The organism is Streptomyces sp. NPDC045026 (assembly GCF_056432625.1).
The window spans coordinates 492,433-517,951 of sequence record NZ_JBWKIS010000002.1; the positions used below are offsets into that span (position 1 = coordinate 492,433).

A 25,519-nucleotide genomic window follows, 5' to 3' on the forward strand; every position below is an offset into this window, starting at 1 on the left:
GGCACGTCGTCCCGACGTACCGACTCGTCCAGTAAGCACCGACGCAGAAGATCCTGACACCGGGGTAATCCGTGAAAAAGCTCTCCGCACGACGACGCCATCCGCTGGCGGCGGTCGTCGTCCTACTCCTCGCGCTGGCGGCCACCGGGGGGCTGTACGCCGCGTTCGCACCCGCGAGCAAGGCGCAGGCCGACGAAACCGCCCAGTCCCTCGCCATCGACGAGGGCAAGAAGCTCTATGCCGTTGGCTGCGCCAGCTGCCACGGCACCGGCGGTCAGGGATCCAGTGACGGTCCGCCGCTGACTGGCGTGGGCGCCGCGGCCGTCGACTTCCAGGTCGGCACCGGGCGCATGCCCGCGCAGCAGCCCGGCGCGCAGATCCCGAAGAAGAAGGTCATCTACTCGCAGGCCGAGATCGACCAGCTCGCGGCGTACGTCGCCTCGCTCGGCGCCGGTCCGACCGTCCCGACGAAGAACCAGGTCAGCCCTGAGGGTGCGAACATCGCCAACGGTGGCGAGCTGTTCCGTACCAACTGCGCGCAGTGCCACAACTTCACCGGTGAGGGCGGCGCGCTGACACACGGCAAGTTCGCGCCGAACCTGGAGGACGTGAGCCCGAAGCACATCTACGAGGCCATGCAGACGGGCCCGCAGAACATGCCTTCCTTCCCCGACACCACGATGCCGGAGAAGGACAAGAAGGACATCATCGCGTACATCAACGCGGTCAACGGCAACGAGACCGAGAGCCCCGGCGGGCTGACGCTGGGCGGGCTCGGCCCGTTCACTGAAGGCCTGTTCGCCTGGGTCTTCGGTCTCGGCGCCCTGGTCGCCGTCGCCGTCTGGGTCGCCGCTCGGACCGCAAAGGCCAAGAAGTCATGAGTAGTCAAGAGATTCCAGAAGAGAACCTGCCCAGCGCGCAGGACGCCGACCAGCCGCACGGCTCGGTCGCGGTGAAGGAAGACCCCTTCGCCGATCCGGGGCTGCCGCCCCACGAGCACCGGATCCAGGACATCGACGAGCGGGCCGCCAAGCGCTCCGAGCGCGTGGTCGCCTTCCTGTTCGTGCTCTCGATGCTCTCCACGGTCGCCTTCATCGCCGCGTTTGTGACGATCCCGGCCGACAAGAGCGTGTTCATCTTCCCGATCGGGCACATCAGCGGGCTGAACTTCGCGCTCGGCATGACGCTCGGCCTGGCGCTGTTCTGCATCGGCGCGGGCGCGGTCCACTGGGCCCGCACCCTGATGTCCGATGTGGAGGTCGCCGACGACCGTCACGCGATCTCGGCCGAGCCCGAGGTCAAGGCGAAGGTCCTGGCGGACTTCAAGCAGGGCGCCAAGGAGTCGCAGTTCGGCCGGCGCAAGCTGATCCGCAACACGCTCTTCGGTGCGGTCGCGATGGTCCCGCTCTCCGGCATCGTCCTTCTCCGTGACCTCGGTCCGCTGCCGGAGGACAAGCTCCGGCACACCGCGTGGAAGAAGGGCAAGCTCCTCGTCAACATGAACACGAACGAGCCGCTGCGTCCTTCGGACATCGTGGTCGGCTCGCTCACCTTCGCCAAGCCCGAGGGCGTGGAGCAGCACGACGAGGACTTCCAGCAGGTCATGGCCAAAGCCGCCCTGATGCTGGTCCGGATCCAGCCGGACGAGATCAAGGACAAGCAAGAGCTCGCGTGGGGCCACGAGGGTGTCGTCGCGTACTCGAAGGTCTGCACCCACGTGGGCTGCCCGATCTCCCTGTACGAGCAGCAGACGCACCACGTGCTCTGCCCCTGTCACCAGTCCACCTTCGACCTCTCCGACGGCGCCCGCGTCATCTTCGGTCCCGCCGGCCACGCGCTCCCGCAGCTGCGTATCGGCGTGAACGGCGAGGGTTACCTGCAGGCGCTCGGCGACTTCGCAGAGCCCGTCGGTCCTGCTTTCTGGGAGCGCGGATGAGCACTTCGACGACCAACGACGCGTCCTCGCGCGAGAAGGCGCCCGCCGGTGAGCGGGTTGCCGACTGGGCGGACGGCCGGCTCGGGATCTACTCCCTGGCCAAGGCCAACATGCGCAAGATCTTCCCGGACCACTGGTCCTTCATGCTCGGTGAGATCTGCCTCTACAGCTTCATCATCATCATCCTCACGGGTGTGTACCTGACGCTGTTCTTCCACCCGTCGATGAACGAGGTGGAGTACCACGGCAGCTACGTCCCGCTGCAGGGACAGCTGATGTCCGAGGCGTTCAACTCGACCATGCACATCTCCTTCGAGGTGCGCGGTGGTCTGCTGATCCGGCAGATCCACCACTGGGCGGCGCTGATCTTCCTCGCCGGCATGTTCGTGCACATGATGCGCGTGTTCTTCACGGGTGCGTTCCGCAAGCCGCGTGAGGTCAACTGGGTGTTCGGCTTCCTGCTGTTCGTCCTCGGCATGTTCACCGGCTTCACCGGTTACTCGCTCCCGGACGACCTGCTCTCCGGTACCGGTGTCCGCTTCATGGAGGGCGCGCTCCTGTCCGTGCCGATCGTCGGCACGTACCTGTCGTTCTTCCTCTTCGGCGGCGAGTTCCCGGGCGGCGACTTCGTCGCGCGGTTCTACTCGGTCCACATCCTGCTGCTGCCGGGCATCATGCTCGGCCTCGTGGTCGCTCACCTGATCCTGGTCTTCTACCACAAGCACACGCAGTTCGCGGGCCCCGGAAAGACGAACAAGAACGTCGTCGGCATGCCGCTGCTGCCGGTCTACATGGCCAAGGCGGGTGGCTTCTTCTTCCTGGTCTTCGGTGTCATCGCGGTCATCGCCGCGATCGCGTCGGTCAACCCGATCTGGGCCATGGGCCCGTACCGGGTCGACCAGGTCTCCACCGGCGCGCAGCCCGACTGGTACATGGGCTTCTCCGAGGGCCTGATCCGCTTCATGCCGGGCTGGGAGATCAACCTCTGGGGTCACACGCTCGTCCTGGGTGTGTTCATCCCGCTGATGATCTTCCCGCTGGTCCTGGTGGTGATCGCGGTCTACCCGTTCATCGAGTCCTGGATCACCGGCGACAAGCGCGAGCACCACATCCTGGACCGCCCGCGCAACGTCCCGACCCGGACCGCGTTCGGTGCCGCCTGGATCAGCTGGTACTTCGTCCTGCTCCTCGGTGGCGGTAACGACCTCTGGGCCACGCACTTCCACCTGTCGATCAACGCGATCACCTGGTTCGTGCGCATCGGGTTCTTCATCGTGCCCGTGCTGGCCTTCATCGTCACCAAGCGGATCTGCCTCGGCCTCCAGCGCCGCGACAAGGACAAGGTGCTGCACGGACGCGAGTCCGGTCTCATCAAGCGCCTGCCGCACGGTGAGTTCATCGAGGTCCACGAGCCGCTCGGGCCCGACGCCCTGCACACCCTCACCGCGCACGAGCAGTACGCGCCGCTCGAGATCGGCCCGACGGTCGACGAGAACGGTGTGGAGCGCAAGGTGTCCGGTACGGAGAAGCTGCGGGCCAAGCTCTCCGACGGGATGTACGGCGAGGAGAGCCAGATCCCCAAGCCGACTGTCGAGGAGTACAAGGAGATCACCAGCGGCCACGGCCACCACTGATCACCTGAACTGACCTCCCCCAGTCTCGGCTTCGTTCGAGCGGGGGGACCCCCATGGTCGCCACGGTAAGAGCCCCGTCCAGGCACTGGACGGGGCTCTTTGCCGCTCTCGGGGGTGGATAGGGTGGCCTTGTTCCCTTACACACTGAAAACCAGGAGCGGCAGATGAATGCTGTGACCCCCGCAGGAGGCAATACCGCGGCGGGCCGTTCCTGGCCCTCGGTACTGAACGGCCTGCTCGACGGGCGCGACCAGAGCGCCGACGACACCGCCTGGGCGATGGACCGCATCATGCGGGGCGAGGCCACCGACGCGCAGATCGCCGGGTTCGCGGTGGCGCTGCGGGCCAAGGGCGAGACCGTGGAGGAGATCTCCGGCCTCGTACGGGCCATGTACGACCACGCGAACGTGATCGAGGTCCCGGGCGACACGGTCGACATCGTCGGCACGGGCGGCGACGGCGCCAAGACGGTCAACATCTCCACGATGTCCGCGATCGTCATCGCCGGCGCGGGCGCCAAGGTCGTCAAGCACGGCAACCGCGCCGCCTCGTCGGCGTCCGGCGCCTCGGACGTCCTGGAGAAGCTCGGCGTGAATCTGGAGCTGACGCCGAAGCGCGTGGCCGAGGTCGCGGACGAGGCCGGGATCACGTTCTGCTTCGCCGTGAAGTTCCACCCGGCGCTGCGGTACGTGGCGGCCGCGCGCGGCCAGCTGGGCATCCGCACGACGTTCAACTTCCTGGGCCCGCTGACCAACCCGGCCAAGGTGCGGGCCCAGGCCGTCGGTGTCGCCGACGCACGGATGGCCGCCATCGTGGCCGGCGTCTTCGCGGAGCGCGGTCACTCCTCCCTCGTGTTCCGCGGCGACGACGGCCTGGACGAGCTGACGACGACGGCCACCTCGCGGATCTGGGTGGTCCGGGACGGCGCCGTGCGCGAGGAGGCCTTCGACCCGCGGGACGTCGGCATCGACCTGGTGCCGGTGTCCGCGCTGCGGGGCGCGGACGCGTCGTACAACGCGGAGGTCGCCCGCCGCCTCCTGGACGGTGAGAAGGGTCCGGTACGGGACGCGGTCCTCCTCAACTCGGCGGCGGCGCTCGTCGCCCTCACTCCCGGCGAGGGCCCGCTGGCCGATCAGCTCCGGGCCGGCATGGCCCGCGCCGCGGAGTCGATCGACTCGGGCTCGGCGAAGCGGACGCTGGAGCGCTGGGTGGCGGCCAGCAACGCGTAAGCGCGCAGCACGGACAGGGTGGGGAGGTGCCGAAAGGTGCCTCCCCACCACGCTGCGTCCGGGATGCGGACACGCTGTTGCGATGAAGCGATCAGCTGGCATACTTCACGGCAGGTCATGAGTGACAGCGATTAGGCCCCGGCTCGCTGTCCGGCAACCCTCCGTCCGTGGCGGGGTGCCCCGGGTGAAGACCAGGCAGTGCACAGCAAGGTGCGCTGCAAGCGCGGACCCCTGCACACCCTGGGGTCCTGGTCCTCAAGGGAGCAGTCTCGTGAGCAAGCGAATGCGATAGGGCATCTCCGCCCCACCTCCGCACCCCTTTTCCCTTTGCGGCTGCGCTGTCGAGCCATCGGCTCCGGCGTGGTCAATTCGCTTGTCTCTCACGGGAGTTCGCCATGTCTGTCTCCACCGCTGCCGCCGACCAGTCGCTTTGTCGCGAAATCGCCGGGTCCCTGCCGGTTCTGGGCCGGGATGTCACCGTTCCGCTCGTCACCGGGGGCGAGGTCACCTACGCGGCCCTCGACTACGCGGCCAGCGCCCCGGCGCTCCAGCGGGTCTGGGACGACGTGGCGGCCTACGCGCCGTACTACGGCAGCGTGCACCGCGGCGCGGGATACCTCTCGCAGCTGTCGACCGACCTCTTCGAGAGCTCCCGCGTGACGGTCGCCGAGTTCCTCGGCTGCCGCGCGGACGACCAGGTGATCTTCACGCGGTCGACCACCGACTCGCTCAACCTGCTCGCGGCCGTGCTGCCCGCCGACTGCGAGGTCTTCGTCTTCGAGACCGAGCACCACGCCTCGCTGCTGCCGTGGCGCGACGCCCGCGTGACGTACCTGAACGCGCCGCGCACGCCCGCCGAGGCCGTCCGGACCCTGGAGCGGGCCCTCGCCGGCCGCGACCCCCACGGGCCCGCCCTGGTGTGCGTCACCGGTGCCTCGAACGTCACCGGTGAGCTGTGGCCCGTCCGTGAGCTCGCCGCCGCGGCCCACGCCCACGGCGCCCGCATCGTCCTCGACGCCGCGCAGCTCGCCCCGCACCACCCCGTGGACATCCAGGACCTCGACGTCGACTGGGTCGCCTTCTCCGGGCACAAGCTGTACGCGCCCTTCGGTTCCGGCGTCCTCGCCGGCCGCGCCGACTGGCTCCAGGGCTCCGAGCCCTACCTCGCCGGCGGTGGCGCCTCGCGCAAGGTCGCGCGGCGCGCCGACGGCGGTGTGGACGTCGAGTGGCACGACAGCGCGGCCCGTCACGAGGCCGGTTCGCCGAACGTCATCGGCGTCTACTCCATCGCCTCCGCCTGCAAGGCACTCACCGAGGCGGGCTTCGACTCGCTCGTCGCCCGCGAGCAGTACCTGATCGGCAAGGTCCGGGACGGCCTCGACGCCGTGCCCGAGGTGAAGGTGCTCTCGCTGTTCGGCGACGACGCTCCGCGCGTCGGCGTCATCTCGTTCGTCGTCGACGGCTGGAACAGCTCGCACTTCGCGGCCGCGCTCTCCGCCGAGTACGGCATCGGCGTGCGCGACGGCCTCTTCTGCGCCCACCCCCTCGTGCGCACCCTGCTGGGCAGCGACCCGCAGTCACAGGGCGAGTGCGGGGCGCCCGAGGCCGCGCCCGGCGAGAAGTCCCTCAACGCGATCCGTGTCAGCTTCGGCGCCGGCACCCCGGACGAGCACGTCGAGCGCTTCGTCCGCGCCGTCACCGAGCTGGTCCGCGACGGCGCGCAGTGGAACTACCGCACGGAGGACGGGCGTTGCGTCCCCTCCGTGTGATCCGCTCCGTGTGATCCGCCCACCTCGCCGGACATGACGAAGGCCGCCCCTCGGGGCGGCCTTCGGTCGTCATGCGGACAGGATCAGGAGTCGAGCCCGATCGCGAACGCCGCCTCCAGGTCGTGCTGCGAGTACGTGCGGAACGCGACGTGCGTGTCCGTCGCCTCCACGCCCGGGATCTTGCTGATCTTCCCGGGGATGACGTCCGCCAGGTCGTCGTGGCGCGCGACGCGCACCATGGCGATCAGGTCGTACGTACCGGTCACGGAGAAGACCTCGCTGACGCTGTCCAGGGCGGCGATCGACTCGGCGATCTCGGGGATCCGGTCCACGCTGGTCTTGATGAGCACGATCGCGGTGATCACGGCTGGCTGTCTCCCTCGGTGGCCGTGGCTGGGGCACCTTCACTTTAGCCCTCCCGTGTCTCGCCGCCTTCCTCGAGCGGAAGCGCTTCGCCCACCCCTCTTTTGCCTCTGTAACGCACCCACGCGTAGAGGAAGCCGACGGAGAACCCGACCAGGTGCGCCAGGTACGCCACTCCGGGCCCCTGGCTGACCTGCCTCGCCGCCGCCCACTGGAGCGCCGCCCAGAACGGCAGCACCACCCACGCGGGAAACCGCAGTGGCAGGAAGAACAGGAACGGGAACAGGCTCGTCACGCGCGCCGCGGGGAAGAGATACAGCAGCGCCCCGAGCACCGCGGAGATCGCCCCCGAGGCGCCCACCAGGGTCTGCTCGGAGTCCGCGTACCCGATCGCGTAGCCGAGCAGCGCCGCGCAGCCGGCGAGCAGGTAGAAGAGCGCGAACGGGAGGTGGCCCATACGTTCCTCGACCATCGCGCCGAAGACGTACAGGAAGAGCATGTTGCCCAGCAGGTGCAGATAGCTGCCGTGGATGAAGGGGGCCGTGACGGTGGTGAGCGCGGCGCGCGGAGAGCCGGTGAGCAGCTGGGCGGGGATCACGCCCCAGCGCTCGAAGTAGTCGCTCTGCGCCGCGAGCAGCCGGTCGCCCGTGCCGTAGACGGGGTTGAACCCGGACGACGGGGAAAGCAGGAACACCACGCAGCACAGCGCGATCAGCCCGTACGTCACCGGTGCCGGATGGTTCCTGACGGCCGACCTGACCGTCCTGCGTGCCGTCGCACCCCGATTATCGATCATGCGACAGATCATGACGTAACGGTGCAGACCTGCCCAGGCGGCCTGCCGGGATTCCCCACTGTGGACGCCCGCGCGGGGGGTCCCCGCCAGGCCGTAGGGTTACGGACACCACGCACCACGGAAAACGTACGACCCCGAAAGAAGGCGAAAGCCCCGATGACGGTTCCCCTGCCGACCGCCGAGACCCGTTGGCGCTGCACTCTCTGCGGCAACCTGACGCGTTTCGACGTGACCCGCTCGTCGAAGGTCGTCGAATATGTGCACCTCGACCTCGCTGGTGACCCGAAGGTCGAGGAGCGCGAGGTGGTCAGTGAGACCATCGAGTCGGTCCGCTGCCGCTGGTGCAACGCGGTGGATCAGGTCGAACTCGTGGACAGGCCGGGTGCCGGCTCCTGAGAGGGAGCTGAACCCCCAGAAAATACGGACATTGGGGTGACGGATGGTGGAGAGCGCAGGCGGGGAGGCCGGGGACGGCGCCGCTGAGGTGCTCGACCGGCCGTTGCCCGAAGGTGTGCGGCGCCGGGTCGTGCAGATCGTCTCGGACGGCTTCGGCGGGCTGACGGTCGCCGAACTGCCGCCCCAGTTGCGGCAGTATGCGCGCTTCACCCCGACCCGGCGCGCCAAGTTCGCCGGCAATGCGATGGCCACCGCGCTGGAGGGCGACACTCTCTTCCGCCAGCGCATCGCTGAACGTCTCAGAGAGGCCCAGCCGGAGCTCGCCGGCGCACTGGACGCCGGGGCGCCGCCGCCGGCCGCCGACCCCCTGGACGTGGCTGCCGCGGCCTACGTGCTGCGGCCCGCGGGCTGGGTGAAGCTCGTCGCGGCCGCCGGCGAGGAGGCCGTGCGGGCCGACGCCGAGCGCGCCGACGAGGAGGCGCGGGCCGAGCTGGAGCGGCTGCGCGCCGAGGTCGGTGCCGTCCGCGATCAGACCAGGTCCGAGACCGAACGGCTGCGCACGGAGCTGGAGTCGGCGAAGAAGGAGGCCGAGTCCCTCCACCGCAAGCTGCGCAGCGCGCTCAGTGACGTGAAACGCGGCGAGGCGGCGCTGCGCAAGGTCCACAGCGAGACCGAAGCCGTACGGGCCGAGATGCAGGCGCAGCTGTCCGCGGCCGACAGCGAGACGCGGCGGCTCAAGGCCCGGCTCGGCGAGACGGAGGCGGCGCTCGAGGCCTCACGCAAGGCGGCGCGCGAGGGCCGCAGCGTCGAGGACATGCGCGTACGGCTGCTGCTCGACACCGTCCTGGAGTCCGCCCAGGGCCTGCGCCGCGAGCTGGCGCTGCCGCCCGTGTCCGTGCGTCCCGCCGAGACCGTGGACGCCGTCGAGCCGGGGCGGATGTCGCCCAAGGACATCGCGGCCCGCGCTCTGTCCGAGCACGACCCCGCCATCCTGGACCAGCTGCTCGCCCTGCCGCAGGCCCATCTGGTGGTCGACGGCTACAACGTGACGAAGACCGGCTATCCGACGATGCCGCTGGAGAAGCAGCGCCTCAGGCTGCTCGGGTCGCTCTCCCAGCTCGCCGCGCAGACCGGCGCCGAGGTCACCTGTGTCTTCGACGGGGCCGAACTCGCCGCGCCCGTACTGCTCGCGCCGCCGCGCGGAGTGCGCGTGCTCTTCTCGAAGGCGGGCGTCACGGCTGACGAACTGATCCGCCAGCTGGTGCGCGCCGAGCCGTCCGGACGGCCCGTCGTGGTCGTCTCCACGGACCGCGAGGTGGCCGACGGGGTCGCCAGGTCGGGCGCCCGTCCCGTCGCCTCCGTGATGCTCCTGAAGCGTCTCTCGCGCGGCTGACCATCCGCCCCGCAAGTTCCGACGCTTCGCCACATAGGCAACGTAGGTCTCATACGTAACCTCTGGGCCTGATGCCCGAATTGGCGGATCGTTTACGCAACGTAGTGTCAAACGAGCATTACCGCACGTGAGTTGAGTGCAAAGAATGCGCTCGGTGACCGACTTTTTTCTCGTCAGGATTTGAACTGATCACAAGAAGGTCACTAAGGTCTGGCCTCGAACCTCCGCTCGGGTGATCACTCATCAGGAGTGACGGCAGAGGGTCACCGCCCACCGGCGTGTCGGTAGGCGGCTGGAGGAAGAAGGAGCTCGCCTTCGTGGCGTCCCACCGTCGACCCAAGCAGCCGAGCCGCACCCGTGTGACCGTGCTCACCGCAACCGCCGCCGCAGCCGTGGCCCTCACTTCGCAGGCGGCGCAGGCCGCTCCGAAGCCGAGCAAGACCGAGGTCAAGGCCAAGGTCGACAAGCTTTACGAAGAGGCGGAGAAGGCCACCGACAAGTACAACGGGGCCAAGGAGAAGCAGAAGAAGCTCGAGAAGGAGATCGGCGACCTCCAGGACAAGGTCGCCCGCGGCCAGGAGGAGCTCAACACGCTGCGCTCCGGCCTCGGTTCGATGGCCAGCGCCCAGTACCGCTCCGGCGGCATCGACCCCTCCGTCCAGCTCTTCCTCTCCGCCGACCCGGACGACTTCCTGGACAAGGCCTCCACGCTCGACCAGCTCAGCGGTCAGCAGGTCGAGGGCCTGAAGAAGATCCAGGAGAAGCAGCGCTCGCTGGCGCAGGAGCGCCAGGAGGCCTCCGACAAGCTCAAGGACCTCGCCGACACCCGCACGGAACTCGGCAAGAAGAAGCAGCAGGTCCAGAGCAAGCTCAGCGCCGCGCAGAAGCTCCTCAACACCCTCACCGCCGCCGAGCGCCAGAAGATGGCCGCCGACGACGCCCGCGCGAGCCGCTCGGCCGGCGCCCGCGTCGACCTGGGCAACGAGGTCCCGGCCTCCAAGCGCGGCGCCGCCGCCCTGAACGCCGCCGCCACCCAGCTCGGCAAGGCGTACGTCTCCGGCGGCACCGGCCCCAACTCCTACGACTGCTCCGGGCTCACCCAGTGGTCGTACGCGCAGGCCGGCGTGAGCATAACCAGGACCACGTACACGCAGCAGAACGACGGCCCGAAGATCGGCATGAGCCAGCTCAAGCCCGGCGACCTGGTCTTCTTCAACAACCTCGCGCACGTGGGCCTCTACGCCGGCAACGGCCAGGTGCTGCACGCCCCGCACCCCGGCGCCGTCGTCCGCTACGAGTCGATGAGCACCGTCGGATCGTTCATGTTCGGCGTCCGTATCCCCGCCTGACCCCCGGACGAGCGCCACACGAAAACGCGCCCGTTCGGGCGAATTCCGACATCACGCGCTGACCCCACGCCCCGCCCATGACCTGCGTCATAGGCGGGGTGTCGCGTTTTCCGTCCGTACGACGGACGTTGGCCGCGCCCGCCCCTCGCGGCTAATGTCGCCCCGCATTCCCCCGACCGGGCTCTCCGGCCGGGGGTCGTTCGTCAGCGGAAGGGGGAGCGGCTACTCGTGGGGTCCCATCGCCGTCCCGCACAGTCCGGCCTCGACCAGAGTGCGCGCGGCTCCACTGTCTACGTTTTGTCGGCCCTGTCAGCCGTAGCGGCCACCGCCGCCACAGGGCTCACCGCCGCCCCCGCGGGCGCCGCGCCGCAGGACCGCCCGTCCGGCACCCGGGCCGAGGTCGACCGCCTCTTCGAGCAGGCCGAGCAGGCCACCGAGGCGTTCAACAAGGCCGACGAACGCGCCGGCAAGCTCCGCGACGAACTGGCGGACCTCCAGGACAGCGTCGCCCGCGGGCAGGGGCGCATCAACACCATGCGCGGCGCCCTCGGTTCGCTCGCCGGCGCCCAGTACCGCTCGGGCGGCCTCGACCCCGCCCTCGCCCTGCTCCTGTCCTCGGACCCCGACGGCTATCTCGACAAGGCGTCCGTCCTCGACCGCGTCACCGCCCGCCAGGCCGGCGAACTCACCCAACTGCAGCGGGCGCAGCGCGACCTGTCCCAGGAACGTGCCGAGGCCACCCGCAAGCTCCTCGACCTGGAGCAGTCCCGCAAAGCCGTCGCCCGGCACAAACGGACCGTCGAGGACAAGCTCGCCAGGGCCCGCCGCCTGCTCAACTCCCTGCCCGCCTCGCAGCGTGAGGCCTACGAGCGTGCCTCGCGCGGTGGCGGGCGCGACGGAATCCCCGATCTGTCGGGCGCGGGCGTGCCGTCGTCCGGCCGGGCCGCCGCGGCGGTCGCCGCCGCCATGTCCGCGGTCGGCAAGCCGTACGTCTGGGGCGCCAACGGGCCCTCCGGGTTCGACTGTTCGGGCCTCATGCAGTGGTCGTACGCGCGGGCGGGTGTGGGCCTGCCGCGCACCTCGCAGGCCCAGCGGTTCGCGGGCCGGCAGGTGCCCCTCTCCGAGGCGCGGCCCGGCGATCTCGTCGCCTACCGCTCGGACGCCAGCCACATCGGGATGTACGTGGGCAACGGCCAGGTCATCCACGCCCCCTATCCCGGCGCGCCCGTGCGCTACGACCCGGTGGGCATGATGCCGGTTTCGTCCGTGACGCGGGTCTGAGCGGTCGCGGCAGGAAGTGCCCGGCGCGGGAGGCGCCGTACGATCGGGAGGATGGCTGGTCGTAGGCGTGGTGCGGGTGGAGCGGGGGCGTGCGTCGCCCTGCTGTCCGTGGCCTCCCTGCTCGCCGGGCTCGTCGGCTGCGGCGGGGGCGCGGCGCAGGACACCGCGCGGGGCGATGTGCAGCGCACCCTCGACCGCCGGGCGGACGCCGTCCTCGCCCGGGATCCGGCCGCGTACCGGGCCACCGGCAGCGCGGACGCCGCGGCCCTGAAGAACCTCACCGACGTCCCGCTGACCTCCTGGACGTACCGGCTGACCCGCCTGGACCGCTCGGGCAGCCACGCCACGGCCGGCGCGGAACTGCGCTACCGGATCAAGGGCTACGACAGCGCGCCCGTCGTCTCCGGGCGTTCCCTCAAGCTCGAACTGCGCGAGGGCCGCTGGTACGTCACGTCCGACCGGCCCGCCCCGAAGACCGGCGAGCAGCTCTGGGAGCAGGGCAGAGTCGTCGTGGAGCGGGGCGCGCACAGTCTCGTCCTCGGCGTCGGCAGGTCCCACGGCGCGCTGCGCGACTACGCGGACCTCGCCGACGAGGCCGTACCCGCCGTGAGCGACGCCTGGGGGACGGGCTGGGCCCAGCGGGTCGTGGTCCTCGTCCCGAAGTCCCTTGACGGCATGGGCGCGCTGCTCGGGGCCCCCGCCGCCGGGTACCGGGGCATCGCCGCCGTCACGACCGGCGAGGCGGGCGCGCCGGGGCGGACGCCGGCCGACCGGATCATCGTGAACCCGGACGCGTACGACGTGCTCGGCTCCTTCGGCAAGCAGGTTGTCCTCACGCACGAGACGACCCACGTCGCCACCCGCGCGGCGACGTCGGGCGCGACTCCGCTGTGGTTGTCCGAGGGGTACGCGGACTGGGTCGGCTACCGCGGCACCGGACGCTCCGCGGGGCAGGCAGCCCCGGAACTGGAGCGCGCGGTGCGGCTCGGCCGGCTGCCGGGCGCACTCCCCGCCGACCCCGACTTCGGATTCTCCGGCGACGCGGGACGGCTCGCGCAGGCGTACGAGGGCGGTTGGCTGGCCTGCCGGATGATCGCCGACCGGTGGGGCGAGGCGAAGCTGAACGCCTTCTACCGCGCCGTCGGCGAGCACAAGCGGCGGGCCGGGGCGGTCGAGGACGCGATGGAGAGCGTGCTGGGGACGACCGAGGAGGAGTTCACGTCGGACTGGCGGGACTATCTGCGGGCCCAGCTCGGCTGACCGGCCGGCGAGGTCATGAGCTGGTCGAGCGGCGAGGTCATGACGAGAGCAGGCTTTCGTCGCGGGCCGGCTGAGGAGGCGGCGCCTGTTCGCGCAGCCGCGGCTGGGTGACCGTCTGCCGCCACAGGCGCCGGGCGGCGGTCAGCGAGGCGGCGACCAGCAGGCCGTTGCGTACGAGGATCAGGGCGAGGCCGAGTCCGTCGCCGTACACGACGTGTGCGAAGCCCAGCGGGAACTCCAGGAACGTCACGAGCGACGCCGCCAGGACCAGGCAGGCGGGCGGTGTCATCCGGCTCGCGGAGAACACCGTCGACACCGCGGCCAGACCCGTCAGCCACAGCATGTACTGGGGGCTGATCACCCGGCTCGTCGTCGTGAACAGCAGCACCGCGACGAACGCCGCGTCCGCGAGCGTGCCCGGCGCCCAGGCCCGCGCCCGCAGCCGCCACATCAGGAGCCAGCCGAACGCGGCCAGCGTCAGCACCTGCGCGACCACGCTCACGACGTCCACGTAAGGGCCGAGGAACTCCATCGAGCCGTAGTGCAGCCCGACGGAACCCGGCCAGCCGAACTGCCGCGCCACATGGAACACGAGCCCGCCGAGCGACTCGACCTCCGTGCCGCGGTCGCGCTGGGAGGTGAGGAAGTCGAGCGCGCCCGGCATCGCCGCCGCGAACGCGAGGACGAGGGCGCCGGCCATGAGGGCCGCGCTGCCCCAGGAGACCCGTGTGACGCGGCCGCGACGGGTCCCGAGCAGCAGGAGCACGGGCCACACCTTCAGCAGCGTGGCGAGCCCCGTGAGCGCCCCCATGACGCGCGGATGCCGGGCACCGGCCAGCAGCGCGGCGACCGCGACCGCGGTGACCATGACGTCGTAGCGGGCGTACGCGGTCGGACCGAGTAGCGGGACGCCCGCCACCCACACCCACGCCCCGCGCCACGACCTGCCCGGCCGCCCGCCCGCGGACACGAGGAGCCCGAAGGTGATGGCGTCGGCGAGGAGGGCGAGCACGTAGAACGCGGTGGCGTAGGACAGGAAGGGCAGGAGGGCGGGGGAGAGGATCGCGCCCGCGGCGGCCGGCGGGTACTGCCAGGTGACGTCGTCCAGCGGGAAGGTGCCCGTGCGCAGGATCCCGTACCAGCTGCGGTAGATGACGGAGACGTCGGTCGTCACGTCGGGACCCGGGACCGTGATCACCTTCAGGACGCACAGGAGGAGCAGCGCCCTGGTCGCGGCCCACACCAGCGCCGCGCGGACCGGGGTTCTCGGCATCATTCGGGCCATGATGCCCGGCAGAACTGTGCAGGGGCCATGAAGCACGGCCCACCGGCGCGTTAGGTACTGTCGGCGGCGATGCACAAGACAAACAAGACGCTGCTCGTGACCAACGACTTCCCGCCCCGGCCCGGTGGCATCCAGGCGTTCCTGCACAACATGGCGCTCCGTCTGGACCCCGAGCGGCTCGTCGTCTACGCCTCCACCTGGAAGCGCACCCGCGAGGGCGTCGAGGCGACCGCGGCGTTCGACGCCGAGCAGCCCTTCACCGTCGTGCGCGACCGTACGACGATGCTGCTGCCGACGCCCCGCGTCACCCGGCGCGCGGCCGGCCTGCTCCGGGAGCACGGCTGTACGTCGGTGTGGTTCGGCGCGGCCGCCCCGCTCGGCCTGATGGCACCGGCGCTGCGCAAGGCCGGCGCCCAGCGCCTGGTGGCCACCACTCACGGTCACGAGGCCGGCTGGGCGCAGCTGCCCGCGTCCCGCGGGCTCCTGCGCCGCATCGGTGAGTCGACGGACACGATCACCTATCTCGGCGAGTACACGAGGTCGCGGATCGCCGCCGCGCTGACGCCCGCCGCCGCGGGCCGGATGGTGCAGCTGCCGCCGGGTGTGGACGAGAAGACGTTCCACCCGGGCTCCGGCGGCGCCCTGGTGCGCGAGCGCCTCGGACTGACCGACCGGCCCGTCGTCGTGTGCGTCTCGCGGCTCGTGCCGCGCAAGGGGCAGGACACGCTGATCCTCGCGATGCCGCGGATCCTGGCGGCCGTCCCGGACGCGGTACTGCTCGTGGTGGGCGGCGGCCCGTACGAGAAGGAGCTGCGCAGGCTCGCCGTGGAGACGGGCGTCACCGACTCGGTGCGCTTCACGGGGGCCGTGCCGTGGTCGGAGCTGCCCGCGCACTACGGGGCGGGCGACGTGTTCGCCATGCCGTGCCGGACCCGGCGCGGCGGCCTCGACGTCGAGGGCCTCGGCATCGTCTACCTGGAGGCGTCGGCGACGGGCCTGCCGGTCGTGGCGGGCGACTCCGGCGGCGCGCCGGACGCGGTGCTCGACGGGGAGACGGGCTGGGTCGTGAAGGGCGGCGACGCGGAGGACTCCGCGGACCGGATCGTCACGCTCCTCGGCGACGCGGAGTTGCGGCGGCGCATGGGGGAGCGGGGGCGTGAGTGGGTCGAGGAGCGGTGGCGGTGGGATCTGCTGGCGGAGAAGCTGCGCGGACTGCTGTAACGCCGAACGCCGAACGCCGAACGCCGGACGGGCCGGATGGATCATCCAGCCCGTCCGGCGTTCGAGGACAAGGGACGCGGGGCGCGGGGGCGGAGCCCCCGCAAAGCTCAGCCCCGGTAGATCGCCTCGATCTCGTCGGCGTAGTCCTTCGCCACCACGTTCCGCTTCAGCTTCAGGGACGGCGTCAGGTGGCCCGACTCCTCCGTGAACTGGGTCGGCAGGATACGGAACTTGCGGACCGACTCCGCCTTGGAGACCGCCGCGTTGCCGTCGTCCACGGCGGCCTGGATCGCCGCGAGGAGATCCGCGTCGTCCCGCAGCGACACCGCCGTCGAGTCGGCCGGCTTGCCGTGTTCGGCGGCCCAGCGCCCCAGAAACTCGTCGTCGATCGTGACGAGTGCGCCGACGAAGGGGCGCCCGTCGCCGACGACCATGCACTCGGCGACCAGGGCGTGCGCACGGATGCGGTCCTCGATGACGGCCGGGGCGACGTTCTTGCCGCCCGCCGTCACGATGATCTCCTTCTTGCGGCCGGTGATCCGGAGGTAGCCGTCCTCGTCGAGCGTGCCGATGTCGCCCGTGTGGAACCAGCCGTCGGCGAGGGCTTCCTCGGTCGCGGCCTCGTTGTTCCAGTACCCCGAGAACAGGTGCTCGCCGTGCAGCAGCACCTCGCCGTCGTCGGCGATCCGGACCACGGAGCCGGGCAGCGGCTGGCCGACCGTGCCGATCTTCTGCCGGTCCCACGGGTTGAAGGCGGTGGCGGCGCAGGACTCGGTCAGGCCGTAGCCCTCCAGGACCGTGAAGCCGATGCCGCGGAAGAAGTGGCCGAGGCGCTCGCCGAGCGGGGCGCCGCCGGAGATCGCGTACTCGCCGCGGCCGCCGAGGACGGCGCGCAGCTTCGAGTAGACGAGCTTGTCGAACGTCTTGTACTTCAGCTTCAGACCGATGGACGGGCCCTTGGGGGTGTCCAGGGCACGGCTGTACTCGATGGCCGTGTCGGCCGCCTTGTCGAAGATCTTGCCCTTGCCGTCGGCCTGCGCCTTGGCGCGCGCCGAGTTGTAGACCTTCTCGAAGACGCGCGGCACACCCAGGATCAACGTCGGCCGGAACGCGGCCAGTTCATCGGTGAGGTGCTTGATGTCGGGGGCGTGGCCCAGCTTGATCGGGGCCATCAGCGAGGCGACCTCGACCAGGCGGCCGAAGACGTGCGCGACGGGCAGGAAGAGGAGCACCGAGCAATCGCCCGTACGGAAGAGGGGCTTGAGGCGCTCGACCACGTTCCCGCACTCGGCGAAGAAGCTGCGGTGCGTGAGGACACAGCCCTTGGGGCGGCCTGTGGTGCCCGAGGTGTAGACGATCGTCGCCGGGTCGTCGGCCTTCGCCACGGCGCTGCGCTCGTCGACGGTCACGTCGGGGACGCCGGCGCCCGCGCGGTCCAGCTCCTGGACGCCGCCGGCGTCGATCTGCCAGACGTGGGCGAGACCGGGAAGGCGGTCGCGCACGGACTCGACGGTGGCCTCGTGCGCGGCGCTCTCGACCACGCAGGCCACGGCGCCGGAGTCGCCAAGGATCCACTGGATCTGCTCGGCGGAGCTGGTCTCGTACACCGGGACGGTGATCGCGCCGGCGCTCCAGATCGCGAAGTCGAGGAGCGTCCACTCGTAACGGGTACGGGACATCAGGCCGACCCGGTCGCCCGGCTGCACGCCGGAGGCGATCAGGCCCTTGGCCGCGGCTCGCACCTCGGCGAGGAAGGTGGTGGCAGTGACGTCCTGCCAGGTGCCGTTCACCTTGCGGGCGATGACGGCGACGTCAGGGTGCTGCGCGGCGTTTCTGCGGACGATGTCGGTCAGATTGCCGTCCGCAGGGACCTCGTACAGGGCCGGAAGGCTGAACTCGCGCAAGACTGCTGCTCCTCATAGGGCACCGGCGCCACGGCATTGTGTGAGTCGACGATGCGGTCCAAGATCGGGCAGGTGCTCAGCTGCTGAAGCAGTGGTAGTTCAGTGGTTGAAACGCTGAGCACTACTGGACTGCCCGGACGTTACCCATCGGTACTGCTGTTCCGGTAGGGGGTCCAGGCGAGATGTTCGCTGCGTCACACGCCGTGCAATCGCTCCGCCGACCCTAGTCGACCGAATCGGCGAATAGGAAGTAACCGCAGGTCCGGCCCCCTCTACCCACGATTCCCACACAGTTCTAGGGTGATCGCATGCGCGTACATGTGGTCAGCGATGTGCACGGAAACTCCACAGACCTCGCCCGGGCGGGAGACGGGGCGGACGCTCTTGTCTGCCTCGGTGACCTGGTGCTCTTCCTCGACTACGCAGATCACTCGCGCGGCATCTTCCCCGATCTCTTCGGCGTGGAGAACGCGCACCGCATCGTCGAACTGCGCACCGAGCGCCGCTTCGAGGAGGCACGCGTGTTCGGCGCCGGGCTCTGGGCCGGGATCGATCGGGGGACCGCCATCGAGACAGCGGTGCGCAAGCAGTACGCCGAGCTCTTCGCGGCGTTCCCCACACCGACGTACGCCACCTACGGCAACGTCGACATCCCGCACCTGTGGTCCGAGTACGCCGGCCCCGGAACCACCGTCCTCGACGGCGAGCGCGTCGAGATCGGCGGCCTCGTCTTCGGCTTCGTCGGCGGCGGACTGCGCAGCGCCATGCGCACGCCGTACGAGATCAGCGACGAGGAGTACGCCGCCAAGATCGAGGCCGTCGGAGAAGTCGACGTGCTGTGCACCCACATCCCGCCGGACGTCCCCGAACTCGTCTACGACACCGTCGCGCGCCGCTTCGAGCGCGGCAGCGGCGCCCTCCTGGAGGCGATCCGGCGCACCCGTCCCCGCTACTCCCTGTTCGGCCACGTCCACCAGCCACTGGCCCGCCGCATGCGGATCGGGACGACGGAGTGCGTCAACGTCGGCCACTTCGCGGGTTCGGGCAGGCCCTGGGCCCTGGAGTGGTGACAGGGCCGCCTCCGGTGCGCGGTAGCCTTCACGCGATACACACCACCCCTCAGCGGACCGCATCTGGAGGAGCCACCGCGATGGCGGAACACACCAGCTCGAGCATCACGATCGAGGCGGCACCGGCCGATGTCATGGGGGTGATCGCCGACTTCGCCCGCTACCCCGACTGGACGGGAGAGGTGAAGGAGGCCGAGGTCCTCGCCACGGACGGCGCGGGCCGCGCCGAGCAGGTGCGCCTCGTCATGGACGCCGGAGCGATCAAGGACGACCAGACCCTGGCCTACACCTGGACCGGGGACAACGAGGTCTCCTGGACCCTGGTCAAGTCCCAGATGCTGCGCTCACTCGACGGCACGTACCTCCTGAAGCCGTCCGGCACGGGCACCGAGGTCACCTACCGCCTGACGGTCGACGTCAAGATCCCCATGCTTGGCATGATCAAGCGCAAGGCCGAGAAGGTCATCATCGACCGCGCCCTCGCCGGCCTGAAGAAGCGCGTGGAGACGAAGTAGCTTCCGGCGCCTGCGTCGGAGTACCTGCGTCGTAGCTGCCGGCCGTCGTTGCTGCCCGCACCTGCCCCCGGCGGCCTGCCGGGGGCGCCCTGCGCCCCAGGTAGCCTCACACCTCATGCGCACCGTTCTGGTAACCGGCCCCGGCGGCTCCGGCCGGACCACCGCCGCCGCGGCCACGGCCCTCACAGCTGCCCGCCGCGGAGCCCGCACCCTCGTGCTCTCGGCGGACCCCACGGACACCCTCGGCGCCGCCCTCGCCACCCCTACGAGCGCGGCGCCGACGTCCGTCGAACCCGGTCTCACCGCGATACGTCTCGCCCCGGCGGACCGCTTCCGCGAGGACCTCGCCGGCCTCCAGGAAAAGGCCGCGTCCGCCCTCGACCTCCTGGGCGCCACCCGCCTCGACGCCGAGGAGCTCACCCCGCTGCCCGGCAGCCACGAGCTCGCCCTGCTCCGCGCCCTGCGCGACAGTTCCCACGGTCCCTACGACCTGGTCGTCGTCGACCTCCCCCCGGCGCCGCAGGCCCTCGCCCTGCTCGCCCTGCCGGAACAGCTGCGCCGCTACCTGCGCCGCCTGCTCCCCCCGGAGCGGCAGGCCGCCCGCGCGCTGCGCCCCCTCCTCGGCCGCCTCGCCGGCGTCCCCATGCCCGCGGAATGGCTGTACGAGACAGCGGACCGCTGGGACACCGAACTCGCCGCCGTCCAGGCTGTGATCGAGGACCCGCGCACGACCGTGCGCCTCGTCGCCGAGCCCACGCCCGCCGCGGCCGACGCCCTGCTCACCACGACCACCGGTCTCGCCCTGCACGGCCTGCGCGCCGACGCGCTGCTCGCCTCCCGCCTGCTCCCCGACGGCTCCACCGACCCGTGGCTCACCGACGCCGCCGCCAGCCAGCGCAAGGTCCTCGCCGCCTGGCAGGGCACGTACGACGTGCATGAGCTGCCCCATCTGGGCCGTGACCCGCGCGGCGCCGACGACCTGGCCGCACTCGGTGCACCGCCGGTCCCGCCCGCTCCGCCGGCCATCGCCTGGCCCGTGGAGGACCGCATCGCGGACGAGGGCGTCCTCGTGTGGCACCTGCCGCTGCCCGGCGCCGTCCGCGAGGACCTCGGTCTGGTGCGGCGCGGCGACGAACTCGTCGTCACCGCCGGATCCCTCCGCCGCATCGTCGCCCTGCCGTCGGCGCTGCGCCGCTGCACCGTCGCCGGCGCCGGCCTGCGCGACGGCGTCCTGCGCATCAGGTTCACCCCCGACCCCGGCCTGTGGCCGCAAGGGCGATGAACGGACTACCGCCGTTCGGGTAACGTCGAAGGTACGCACCCACCTGGTACGCACCCACCCATACGTTCTCGCAGGAGTCAGCCGCCATGAGCGACGCCACCGAGCAGCCAACCCCCGAGGCCGACGCCGACGCGTGGGAGAAGGCATGCGCCGAGGACCTCGCGGAGGAGAAGGCCCGCCGCCGTGCCCAGTACGGGCCCCCGCCCGGCTCGGCCGCCGAGGAGCTGCGCAAGCTCGTCGACGCCGTCGCCGAGAAGCTTTCGGGGCTCCAGAGCCCTCTTCTCGGCGCGGTCGCCCAGGGCACCGCGCAGCAGGTCGTCAGCCAGGTCGTCAAGCAGGCGAAGGCCGCCGTCGAGCCCGTCGTCGAGCGCAACCCCGAGGTCTTCGACCACCTCGCGGCCGCGGGCAGCGAACTGCTCGCCGCCTACCGCTCCGCCGTCGAGCGCCAGGAGCAGCGCTGGACCCAGCGCTCGTCGGGCGCCCAGCCCGGACGGGCCGCCGGGGACGAGACCGACCCCCGTGACGAGGGCCCCGAGGCCCCGCCGCCGGGCGAACACATCGACCTCGACTGAGAACCGCTCGGGTACGGTGGGCCGTAGCGGGGCTCGACCGAACTGAGGGATTCATGGGACTCACCATCGGCGTCGACATCGGCGGCACAAAGATCGCGGCCGGCGTGGTCGACGAGGAAGGCAACATCCTCTCGACCTTCAAGGTGCCGACTCCCAGCACGTCCGAGGCCATCGTTGACGCGATCGCCTCGGCCGTCGAGGGCGCACGGGCAGGACACGAGATCGTCGGCGTGGGCATCGGCGCCGCCGGATACGTCAACCGCCAGCGCTCGACGGTCTACTTCGCGCCCAACATCGACTGGCGCCAGGAACCGCTGAAGGAAGAGGTCGAGAAGCGGGTCGGCCTGCCGGTCGTCGTCGAGAACGACGCGAACGCCGCCGCCTGGGGCGAATACAAGTTCGGCGCGGGCAAGGGCCACCGGAACGTCATCTGCATCACGCTCGGCACCGGCCTCGGCGGCGGCATCATCATCGGCAACAAGCTGCGCCGCGGCCACTTCGGTGTGGCCGCCGAGTTCGGCCACATCCGGATGGTCCCGGACGGCCTGCTGTGCGGCTGCGGCAGCCAGGGCTGCTGGGAGCAGTACGCCTCCGGCCGCGCGCTCGTCCGTTACGCCAAGCAGCGCGCCAACGCGACCCCGGAGAACGCGGAGGTCCTGCTCGCGCTGGGCGACGGCACTCCGGACGGCATCGAAGGCAAGCACATCTCGGTCGCCGCGCGCCAGGGCGACCCGGTGGCGGTGGACTCGTACCGCGAGCTGGCCCGCTGGGCCGGCGCGGGCCTCGCCGACCTGGCCTCGCTCTTCGACCCGTCCGCGTTCATCGTCGGCGGCGGACTCTCGGACGAGGGCGAGCTCGTCCTCGACCCGATCCGCAAGTCCTACAAGCGCTGGCTCGTCGGCGGCAACTGGCGCCCCGTGGCGGACGTCATCGCGGCCCAGCTCGGCAACAAGGCGGGCATGGTCGGAGCGGCGGACCTGGCACGGGAGCCGGACCCGATCATGTGACACCGGCTGCCTCAGCCACCGAACGCCCGCCGTTTCCCCGGAGAAACGGCGGGCGTTCGTCGTATCTTGATCGTCATGGTCACCGGATCACTCCCCAACTCCCGCACCGAGCCCGACGGTTCGGCCGTCGTCCGGGTGCTCAGCTACAACATCCGCTCGATGCGCGACGACACCGCCGCGCTCGCCCGCGTCATCGTGGCCTGCGCCCCCGACCTGGTCCTGATCCAGGAAGCGCCCCGCTTCTTCCGCTGGCGCAACAAGCTCGCCCGGCTCGCGGCCGCCTCGGACCTGGTGATCCTCTCGGGCGGCGCGAGCGCGGCGGGACCGGCGCTGCTCTGCTCCCTGCGCGCCACCGTCGAACGCACCGAGGACGTCCTCCTCCCGCTCACCCCCGGACTGCACCGGCGCGGCTTCGCGACCGCCGTCGTCCGCTTCGGCGGCGCCAGGATCGGCGTACTGAGCTGCCATCTGAGCCTGCAGAAGGACGAGCGGTACGCGCAGGGCGGGATGCTCCTCGACCGGCTCGCCGGGCTGGGCGTCGAGCATGCCGTCGCGGGCGGTGACCTCAACGAGCGCCCCAGCGGCCGCACCTTCCGGCGCCTCGCGGAGGCTCTCCAGGACGCCTGGGCGACGAAGCCGTGGCTCGGCGAGTACACCTCGACACCGGCCGACCCGCATCAGCGCATCGACGCGATCCTCGCGACGGAGGGTGTCGAGGTCCTCGGCTGCGGGGTCCCGGTGGGGATGCCGGGGGTGAGCGAGGACGACCTGAGGGCGGCCACGGACCATCTGCCGGTCCTGGCCGCCCTCAGGGTTCCCGCCGCGCGGGGCTGACGCGGGTCAGACGACCGCGCCGCGCCCCGGATCGTCGTCGTCATCGTCGCCCTGCATACGCATCACGAGTGTGCCGAAGCCGCCGAGGAAGCCACCGACACAGACGGTCGTCAGCCACCACGTCATCTGCCAGCCGAGGAGCACGGCCAGCAGCATCAGGACCGGGCCGCCGAGCACGGCGAGCCACGCGAACTTGGCGGTGACGTCGGCCTCGGGCAGCGGCGGGGGCTCCGGGGGCACGAAGTGGCCCTCGTCGTCGTCACCGTCGGACGGCTCGGCCGGCGTGTGGTCGCGGGGGCCGCCGCCGACGCCGGGCGCGAAGGAGACGGAGGAGCCCAGGGGCGTCACCGGCTTGCCGGTCTTCCCGGCGTCCGGCTGCGAACCCTTCGTCTCCGGGTCGCCCGGCTCCGAGCCGTTCGTCTCCGGGTCGAGCAGGGCCAGGTCCTCGATTGACTTGAACGGCTTGGCCCCCGGCGGGTCCGGCGGCTCCTCGCCGTACCCGGCGACGATGGCGGCCCAGGCGGCGTCCTCGTCCACGGGCGCGGCGTCGCCCCCGGCGGCCGCTTCTGCGGACGGCTGCGGCTCCTTGCCGAGCTGCGCCGGACCGGGCGGCGCCGTTCCTGACGCCGCCGTCTCGGCGGACGCGTCCTCCGGCTCGTGGCTCTCCTCGCCGGCGGGTTCACGTCGGTCCTGCTCAGCCACCGGTGGCCGTCCCTTCCTTACCGACACTGGGGGCGAACCGGCCGATGAACGCATAGCTCTCGTCGAAGATCCGGTCCGCGTCATGGTCCAACGTCGCGACGTGGTAGCTCTGTTCCAGCAGGATCTCCTTGACGTCCGTGGACGAGATCCGGCCGAGGACGCGGGCCGAGTCGACGGGCGGCACCACGTGGTCCTGCGTGCTGTGCAGGACCACCAACGGCTGTGTCACCTGCGGCAGTTCACGGTCGACGATGCGGAAGAAGTTCCGCAGGGAGTGCGCGGCGTGCAGCGGCACCCGGTCGTACCCGATCTCCGACGAGCCCTCCTTCGCGATGTCGCTCGCGATCCCCTTCGTCGAGCGCACGAGATGCCGGGCCACCGGGAGGGCGCGCGCGGCGAGGCCGTGCACCTTGTTCCCCGGGTTCACCAGGACCAGGCCCGCCACCTCGTCCCCGTGCTTCGCCGCGAGCCGCAGCGCGAGGGCGGCGCCCATCGACAGACCGAAGACGAAGACCTGGGAGCACCGGTCCAGCAGCTCGCGCAGGGCGCGGTCCACCTCCGCGTACCAGTCCTGCCAGCCGGTGACCTGCATGTCCTCCCAGCGCGTGCCGTGACCGGGCAGCAGGGGGAGCGAGACGGTGAGGCCGCGCGCGGCGAGGTACTCCGCCCAGGGGCGCAGCGACTGCGGGGAACCGGTGAAACCGTGACAGAGGAGGACGCCGACCTCTCCGCCCTCGTGGCGGTACGGCTCGGCTCCAGGAATGACCGGCACCTTCGGTCTCCTGTTCATGAGAGGGGGATCGCCCAGGATTGCGGGGCGTACTTCACCGTACGCGACCACGCTGACACCGACCAGGGCCGTCGGGCCCCCGAGCTGCGGCGCGGGTTAAGGTCTGATCCACAGACACAGGAAGGCAGTGGGTTGATCTACGGCGCAATGAAGGTGGCCATCGGAGGGCCGCTGAAGCTCGGCTTCAGGCCCTGGGTGGAGGGCCTCGAGAACATTCCCGCCGAGGGTCCCGCCATCCTGGCCAGCAACCACCTGTCCTTCTCGGACTCCTTCTTCCTGCCGGCGGTGCTCGACCGCAAGGTCACCTTCATCGCGAAGGCCGAGTACTTCACGACGCCCGGTGTGAAGGGCAAGCTCACGGCCGCCTTCTTCAAGGGCGTCGGCCAGCTCCCCGTGGACCGCTCGGGTTCGCGCGGCGCGGGCGAGGCCGCCATCAAGAGCGGCATCGAGGTCCTGGAGCGGGGCGAGCTCTTCGGCATCTACCCCGAGGGCACCCGCTCGCCCGACGGCCGCCTGTACCGGGGCAAGCCCGGCGGCCTCGCGCGCGTGGCGCTCGCCACCGGTGCGCCCGTCCTCCCGGTCGCGATGATCGACACCGAGAAGATCCAGCCCCCCGGCAAGGTCATGCCCAAGCTGATGCGCCCCGGCATCCGCATCGGCAAGCCCCTCGACTTCGGCCGCTACCAGGGCATGGAGCACGACCGGTTCGTGCTGCGGGCCCTGACCGACGAGGTCATGTACGAAATCATGAAGCTCTCCGGCCAGGAGTACGTCGACATGTACGCGACCGCCGCCAAGCGGCAGATGGCGGACGCGGCGAAGGTCGAGGCCAAGGCGGAGAAGGAAGCCAGGGCCGAGAGGGAAGCCGTGGAGAACAAGGGCGGCACGGAACGGCCTGCCTCCTAGCGGCGTCGTCGTTCTGAGAACGGTC

Annotated in this window: 24 protein-coding genes and 1 riboswitch; of the genes, 18 read left to right on the plus strand and 6 right to left on the minus strand. The window is 70.9% G+C overall.

Going from position 1 to position 25,519, the window contains the following annotated elements:
* The first annotated feature begins 71 nt into the window (after positions 1-71).
* The 5 genes from qcrC (at position 72) to AC07EJ_RS06065 (ending at position 6,568) form a co-directional block, all read left to right on the plus strand.
* Positions 72-881: a cytochrome bc1 complex diheme cytochrome c subunit gene (gene qcrC, locus AC07EJ_RS06045; protein ID WP_389474892.1), complete on the plus strand. Its 810-nt coding sequence runs from the start codon at positions 72-74 to the stop codon at positions 879-881.
* Positions 878-1,936, plus strand: a complete 1,059-nt coding sequence (gene qcrA / locus AC07EJ_RS06050; RefSeq protein WP_389474894.1) for a cytochrome bc1 complex Rieske iron-sulfur subunit — start codon at positions 878-880, stop codon at positions 1,934-1,936. Before qcrC ends, qcrA begins: the two co-directional genes overlap by 4 nt.
* A complete protein-coding gene (qcrB, locus tag AC07EJ_RS06055; RefSeq protein WP_389474896.1) occupies positions 1,933-3,570 on the plus strand; it encodes a cytochrome bc1 complex cytochrome b subunit in 1,638 nt (545 codons plus the stop codon). Before qcrA ends, qcrB begins: the two co-directional genes overlap by 4 nt.
* A 164-nt stretch (positions 3,571-3,734) precedes the next feature.
* Positions 3,735-4,799 carry an anthranilate phosphoribosyltransferase gene (gene trpD / locus AC07EJ_RS06060; RefSeq protein WP_389474898.1) on the plus strand — a complete coding sequence of 355 codons (1,065 nt, stop codon included), beginning with the start codon at positions 3,735-3,737 and terminating at the stop codon, positions 4,797-4,799.
* 113 nt (positions 4,800-4,912) lie between these two features.
* Positions 4,913-5,029, plus strand: a riboswitch (SAM riboswitch).
* Between the two features lie 165 nt (positions 5,030-5,194).
* A complete protein-coding gene (locus AC07EJ_RS06065) occupies positions 5,195-6,568 on the plus strand; it encodes an aminotransferase class V-fold PLP-dependent enzyme (protein WP_389474900.1) in 1,374 nt (457 codons plus the stop codon).
* A gap of 83 nt (positions 6,569-6,651) precedes the next feature.
* Here the strand turns inward: AC07EJ_RS06065 and AC07EJ_RS06070 are convergent, their stop codons facing one another.
* Positions 6,652-6,933: an Lrp/AsnC family transcriptional regulator gene (locus AC07EJ_RS06070; RefSeq protein WP_100592167.1), complete on the minus strand. Its 282-nt coding sequence runs from the start codon at positions 6,931-6,933 to the stop codon at positions 6,652-6,654.
* Between the two features lie 44 nt (positions 6,934-6,977).
* Positions 6,978-7,727, minus strand: coding sequence for a rhomboid family intramembrane serine protease (locus AC07EJ_RS06075; RefSeq protein WP_478883859.1), 750 nt, complete (start codon positions 7,725-7,727; stop codon positions 6,978-6,980).
* Between the two features lie 156 nt (positions 7,728-7,883).
* On the opposite strand from AC07EJ_RS06075, the gene AC07EJ_RS06080 reads away from it, so the two are divergent.
* The 5 genes from AC07EJ_RS06080 (at position 7,884) to AC07EJ_RS06100 (ending at position 13,406) form a co-directional block, all read left to right on the plus strand.
* Positions 7,884-8,123, plus strand: coding sequence for a hypothetical protein (locus AC07EJ_RS06080; RefSeq protein WP_100592168.1), 240 nt, complete (start codon positions 7,884-7,886; stop codon positions 8,121-8,123).
* Positions 8,124-8,166: 43 nt separating this feature from the next.
* A complete protein-coding gene (locus AC07EJ_RS06085) occupies positions 8,167-9,516 on the plus strand; it encodes an NYN domain-containing protein (protein WP_389474904.1) in 1,350 nt (449 codons plus the stop codon).
* 317 nt (positions 9,517-9,833) lie between these two features.
* On the plus strand, positions 9,834-10,865 hold the full coding sequence (locus AC07EJ_RS06090) for a C40 family peptidase (RefSeq protein WP_389474906.1): 1,032 nt from the start codon (positions 9,834-9,836) through the stop codon (positions 10,863-10,865).
* Between the two features lie 228 nt (positions 10,866-11,093).
* Complete coding sequence (locus tag AC07EJ_RS06095) at positions 11,094-12,146, plus strand: C40 family peptidase (protein ID WP_389474908.1); 1,053 nt, start codon at positions 11,094-11,096, stop codon at positions 12,144-12,146.
* A 51-nt stretch (positions 12,147-12,197) separates the two neighbouring features.
* Positions 12,198-13,406: a hypothetical protein gene (locus AC07EJ_RS06100; RefSeq protein WP_478883860.1), complete on the plus strand. Its 1,209-nt coding sequence runs from the start codon at positions 12,198-12,200 to the stop codon at positions 13,404-13,406.
* Between the two features lie 37 nt (positions 13,407-13,443).
* Here the strand turns inward: AC07EJ_RS06100 and AC07EJ_RS06105 are convergent, their stop codons facing one another.
* Positions 13,444-14,682, minus strand: a complete 1,239-nt coding sequence (locus AC07EJ_RS06105; RefSeq protein WP_478883861.1) for a glycosyltransferase 87 family protein — start codon at positions 14,680-14,682, stop codon at positions 13,444-13,446.
* A gap of 78 nt (positions 14,683-14,760) precedes the next feature.
* Between AC07EJ_RS06105 and AC07EJ_RS06110 the strand changes: the two genes are divergently transcribed.
* Positions 14,761-15,912 (plus strand): glycosyltransferase family 4 protein, encoded by a 1,152-nt coding sequence (locus AC07EJ_RS06110; protein ID WP_389474914.1) that lies wholly within the window; start codon positions 14,761-14,763, stop codon positions 15,910-15,912.
* 107 nt (positions 15,913-16,019) lie between these two features.
* Here the strand turns inward: AC07EJ_RS06110 and AC07EJ_RS06115 are convergent, their stop codons facing one another.
* Positions 16,020-17,816 carry an AMP-dependent synthetase/ligase gene (locus tag AC07EJ_RS06115; protein WP_389474916.1) on the minus strand — a complete coding sequence of 599 codons (1,797 nt, stop codon included), beginning with the start codon at positions 17,814-17,816 and terminating at the stop codon, positions 16,020-16,022.
* Between the two features lie 308 nt (positions 17,817-18,124).
* Between AC07EJ_RS06115 and AC07EJ_RS06120 the strand changes: the two genes are divergently transcribed.
* The 6 genes from AC07EJ_RS06120 to AC07EJ_RS06145 all read left to right on the plus strand — a co-directional run bounded on the left by AC07EJ_RS06120 (position 18,125) and on the right by AC07EJ_RS06145 (position 23,096).
* Complete coding sequence (locus AC07EJ_RS06120; RefSeq protein ID WP_389474918.1) at positions 18,125-18,886, plus strand: metallophosphoesterase family protein; 762 nt, start codon at positions 18,125-18,127, stop codon at positions 18,884-18,886.
* 80 nt (positions 18,887-18,966) lie between these two features.
* Entirely contained in the window at positions 18,967-19,401 is a 435-nt protein-coding gene (locus tag AC07EJ_RS06125; RefSeq protein WP_389474920.1) for an SRPBCC family protein, read from the plus strand.
* Positions 19,402-19,516: 115 nt separating this feature from the next.
* Positions 19,517-20,683, plus strand: coding sequence for an ArsA family ATPase (locus AC07EJ_RS06130; RefSeq protein WP_478883862.1), 1,167 nt, complete (start codon positions 19,517-19,519; stop codon positions 20,681-20,683).
* Positions 20,684-20,769: 86 nt separating this feature from the next.
* Complete coding sequence (locus AC07EJ_RS06135) at positions 20,770-21,255, plus strand: DUF5304 domain-containing protein (protein WP_389474924.1); 486 nt, start codon at positions 20,770-20,772, stop codon at positions 21,253-21,255.
* A 53-nt stretch (positions 21,256-21,308) separates the two neighbouring features.
* Entirely contained in the window at positions 21,309-22,262 is a 954-nt protein-coding gene (locus AC07EJ_RS06140) for an ROK family glucokinase (protein WP_389474926.1), read from the plus strand.
* A gap of 75 nt (positions 22,263-22,337) precedes the next feature.
* On the plus strand, positions 22,338-23,096 hold the full coding sequence (locus AC07EJ_RS06145) for an endonuclease/exonuclease/phosphatase family protein (RefSeq protein WP_478883863.1): 759 nt from the start codon (positions 22,338-22,340) through the stop codon (positions 23,094-23,096).
* Between the two features lie 6 nt (positions 23,097-23,102).
* On the opposite strand, the gene AC07EJ_RS06150 is transcribed toward AC07EJ_RS06145, so the two are convergent.
* On the minus strand, positions 23,103-23,798 hold the full coding sequence (locus tag AC07EJ_RS06150; RefSeq protein WP_389474930.1) for a hypothetical protein: 696 nt from the start codon (positions 23,796-23,798) through the stop codon (positions 23,103-23,105).
* Positions 23,791-24,570: an alpha/beta hydrolase gene (locus AC07EJ_RS06155; RefSeq protein WP_389475630.1), complete on the minus strand. Its 780-nt coding sequence runs from the start codon at positions 24,568-24,570 to the stop codon at positions 23,791-23,793. The genes AC07EJ_RS06150 and AC07EJ_RS06155 overlap by 8 nt, the downstream gene beginning before the upstream one ends.
* Before the next feature lie 165 nt (positions 24,571-24,735).
* Here AC07EJ_RS06155 and AC07EJ_RS06160 point away from each other — a divergent pair, with 165 nt between their 5' ends.
* The gene (locus AC07EJ_RS06160; protein ID WP_389475632.1) at positions 24,736-25,494 is read left to right on the plus strand and encodes a lysophospholipid acyltransferase family protein; all 759 of its coding nucleotides are present in this window, start codon (positions 24,736-24,738) and stop codon (positions 25,492-25,494) included.
* Positions 25,495-25,519 lie beyond the last annotated feature (25 nt).

Excerpts from the sequence above, each read along its gene's own strand:
- AC07EJ_RS06140 (WP_389474926.1), top strand. The coding sequence starts at position 21,309 with ATGGGACTCACCATCGGCGTCGACATCGGCGGCACAAAGATCGCGGCC.
- AC07EJ_RS06130 (WP_478883862.1), top strand. The coding sequence starts at position 19,517 with ATGCGCACCGTTCTGGTAACCGGCCCCGGCGGCTCCGGCCGGACCACC.
- AC07EJ_RS06085 (WP_389474904.1), top strand. The coding sequence starts at position 8,167 with ATGGTGGAGAGCGCAGGCGGGGAGGCCGGGGACGGCGCCGCTGAGGTG.
- AC07EJ_RS06105 (WP_478883861.1), bottom strand. The coding sequence starts at position 14,682 with ATGATGCCGAGAACCCCGGTCCGCGCGGCGCTGGTGTGGGCCGCGACC.
- AC07EJ_RS06160 (WP_389475632.1), top strand. The coding sequence starts at position 24,736 with ATGAAGGTGGCCATCGGAGGGCCGCTGAAGCTCGGCTTCAGGCCCTGG.
- AC07EJ_RS06080 (WP_100592168.1), top strand. The coding sequence starts at position 7,884 with ATGACGGTTCCCCTGCCGACCGCCGAGACCCGTTGGCGCTGCACTCTC.
- AC07EJ_RS06075 (WP_478883859.1), bottom strand. The coding sequence starts at position 7,727 with ATGATCGATAATCGGGGTGCGACGGCACGCAGGACGGTCAGGTCGGCC.
- AC07EJ_RS06120 (WP_389474918.1), top strand. The coding sequence starts at position 18,125 with ATGCGCGTACATGTGGTCAGCGATGTGCACGGAAACTCCACAGACCTC.
- AC07EJ_RS06100 (WP_478883860.1), top strand. The coding sequence starts at position 12,198 with ATGGCTGGTCGTAGGCGTGGTGCGGGTGGAGCGGGGGCGTGCGTCGCC.
- qcrB (WP_389474896.1), top strand. The coding sequence starts at position 1,933 with ATGAGCACTTCGACGACCAACGACGCGTCCTCGCGCGAGAAGGCGCCC.
- AC07EJ_RS06110 (WP_389474914.1), top strand. The coding sequence starts at position 14,761 with ATGCACAAGACAAACAAGACGCTGCTCGTGACCAACGACTTCCCGCCC.
- AC07EJ_RS06125 (WP_389474920.1), top strand. The coding sequence starts at position 18,967 with ATGGCGGAACACACCAGCTCGAGCATCACGATCGAGGCGGCACCGGCC.
- AC07EJ_RS06065 (WP_389474900.1), top strand. The coding sequence starts at position 5,195 with ATGTCTGTCTCCACCGCTGCCGCCGACCAGTCGCTTTGTCGCGAAATC.
- qcrA (WP_389474894.1), top strand. The coding sequence starts at position 878 with ATGAGTAGTCAAGAGATTCCAGAAGAGAACCTGCCCAGCGCGCAGGAC.
- AC07EJ_RS06135 (WP_389474924.1), top strand. The coding sequence starts at position 20,770 with ATGAGCGACGCCACCGAGCAGCCAACCCCCGAGGCCGACGCCGACGCG.
- trpD (WP_389474898.1), top strand. The coding sequence starts at position 3,735 with ATGAATGCTGTGACCCCCGCAGGAGGCAATACCGCGGCGGGCCGTTCC.
- AC07EJ_RS06145 (WP_478883863.1), top strand. The coding sequence starts at position 22,338 with ATGGTCACCGGATCACTCCCCAACTCCCGCACCGAGCCCGACGGTTCG.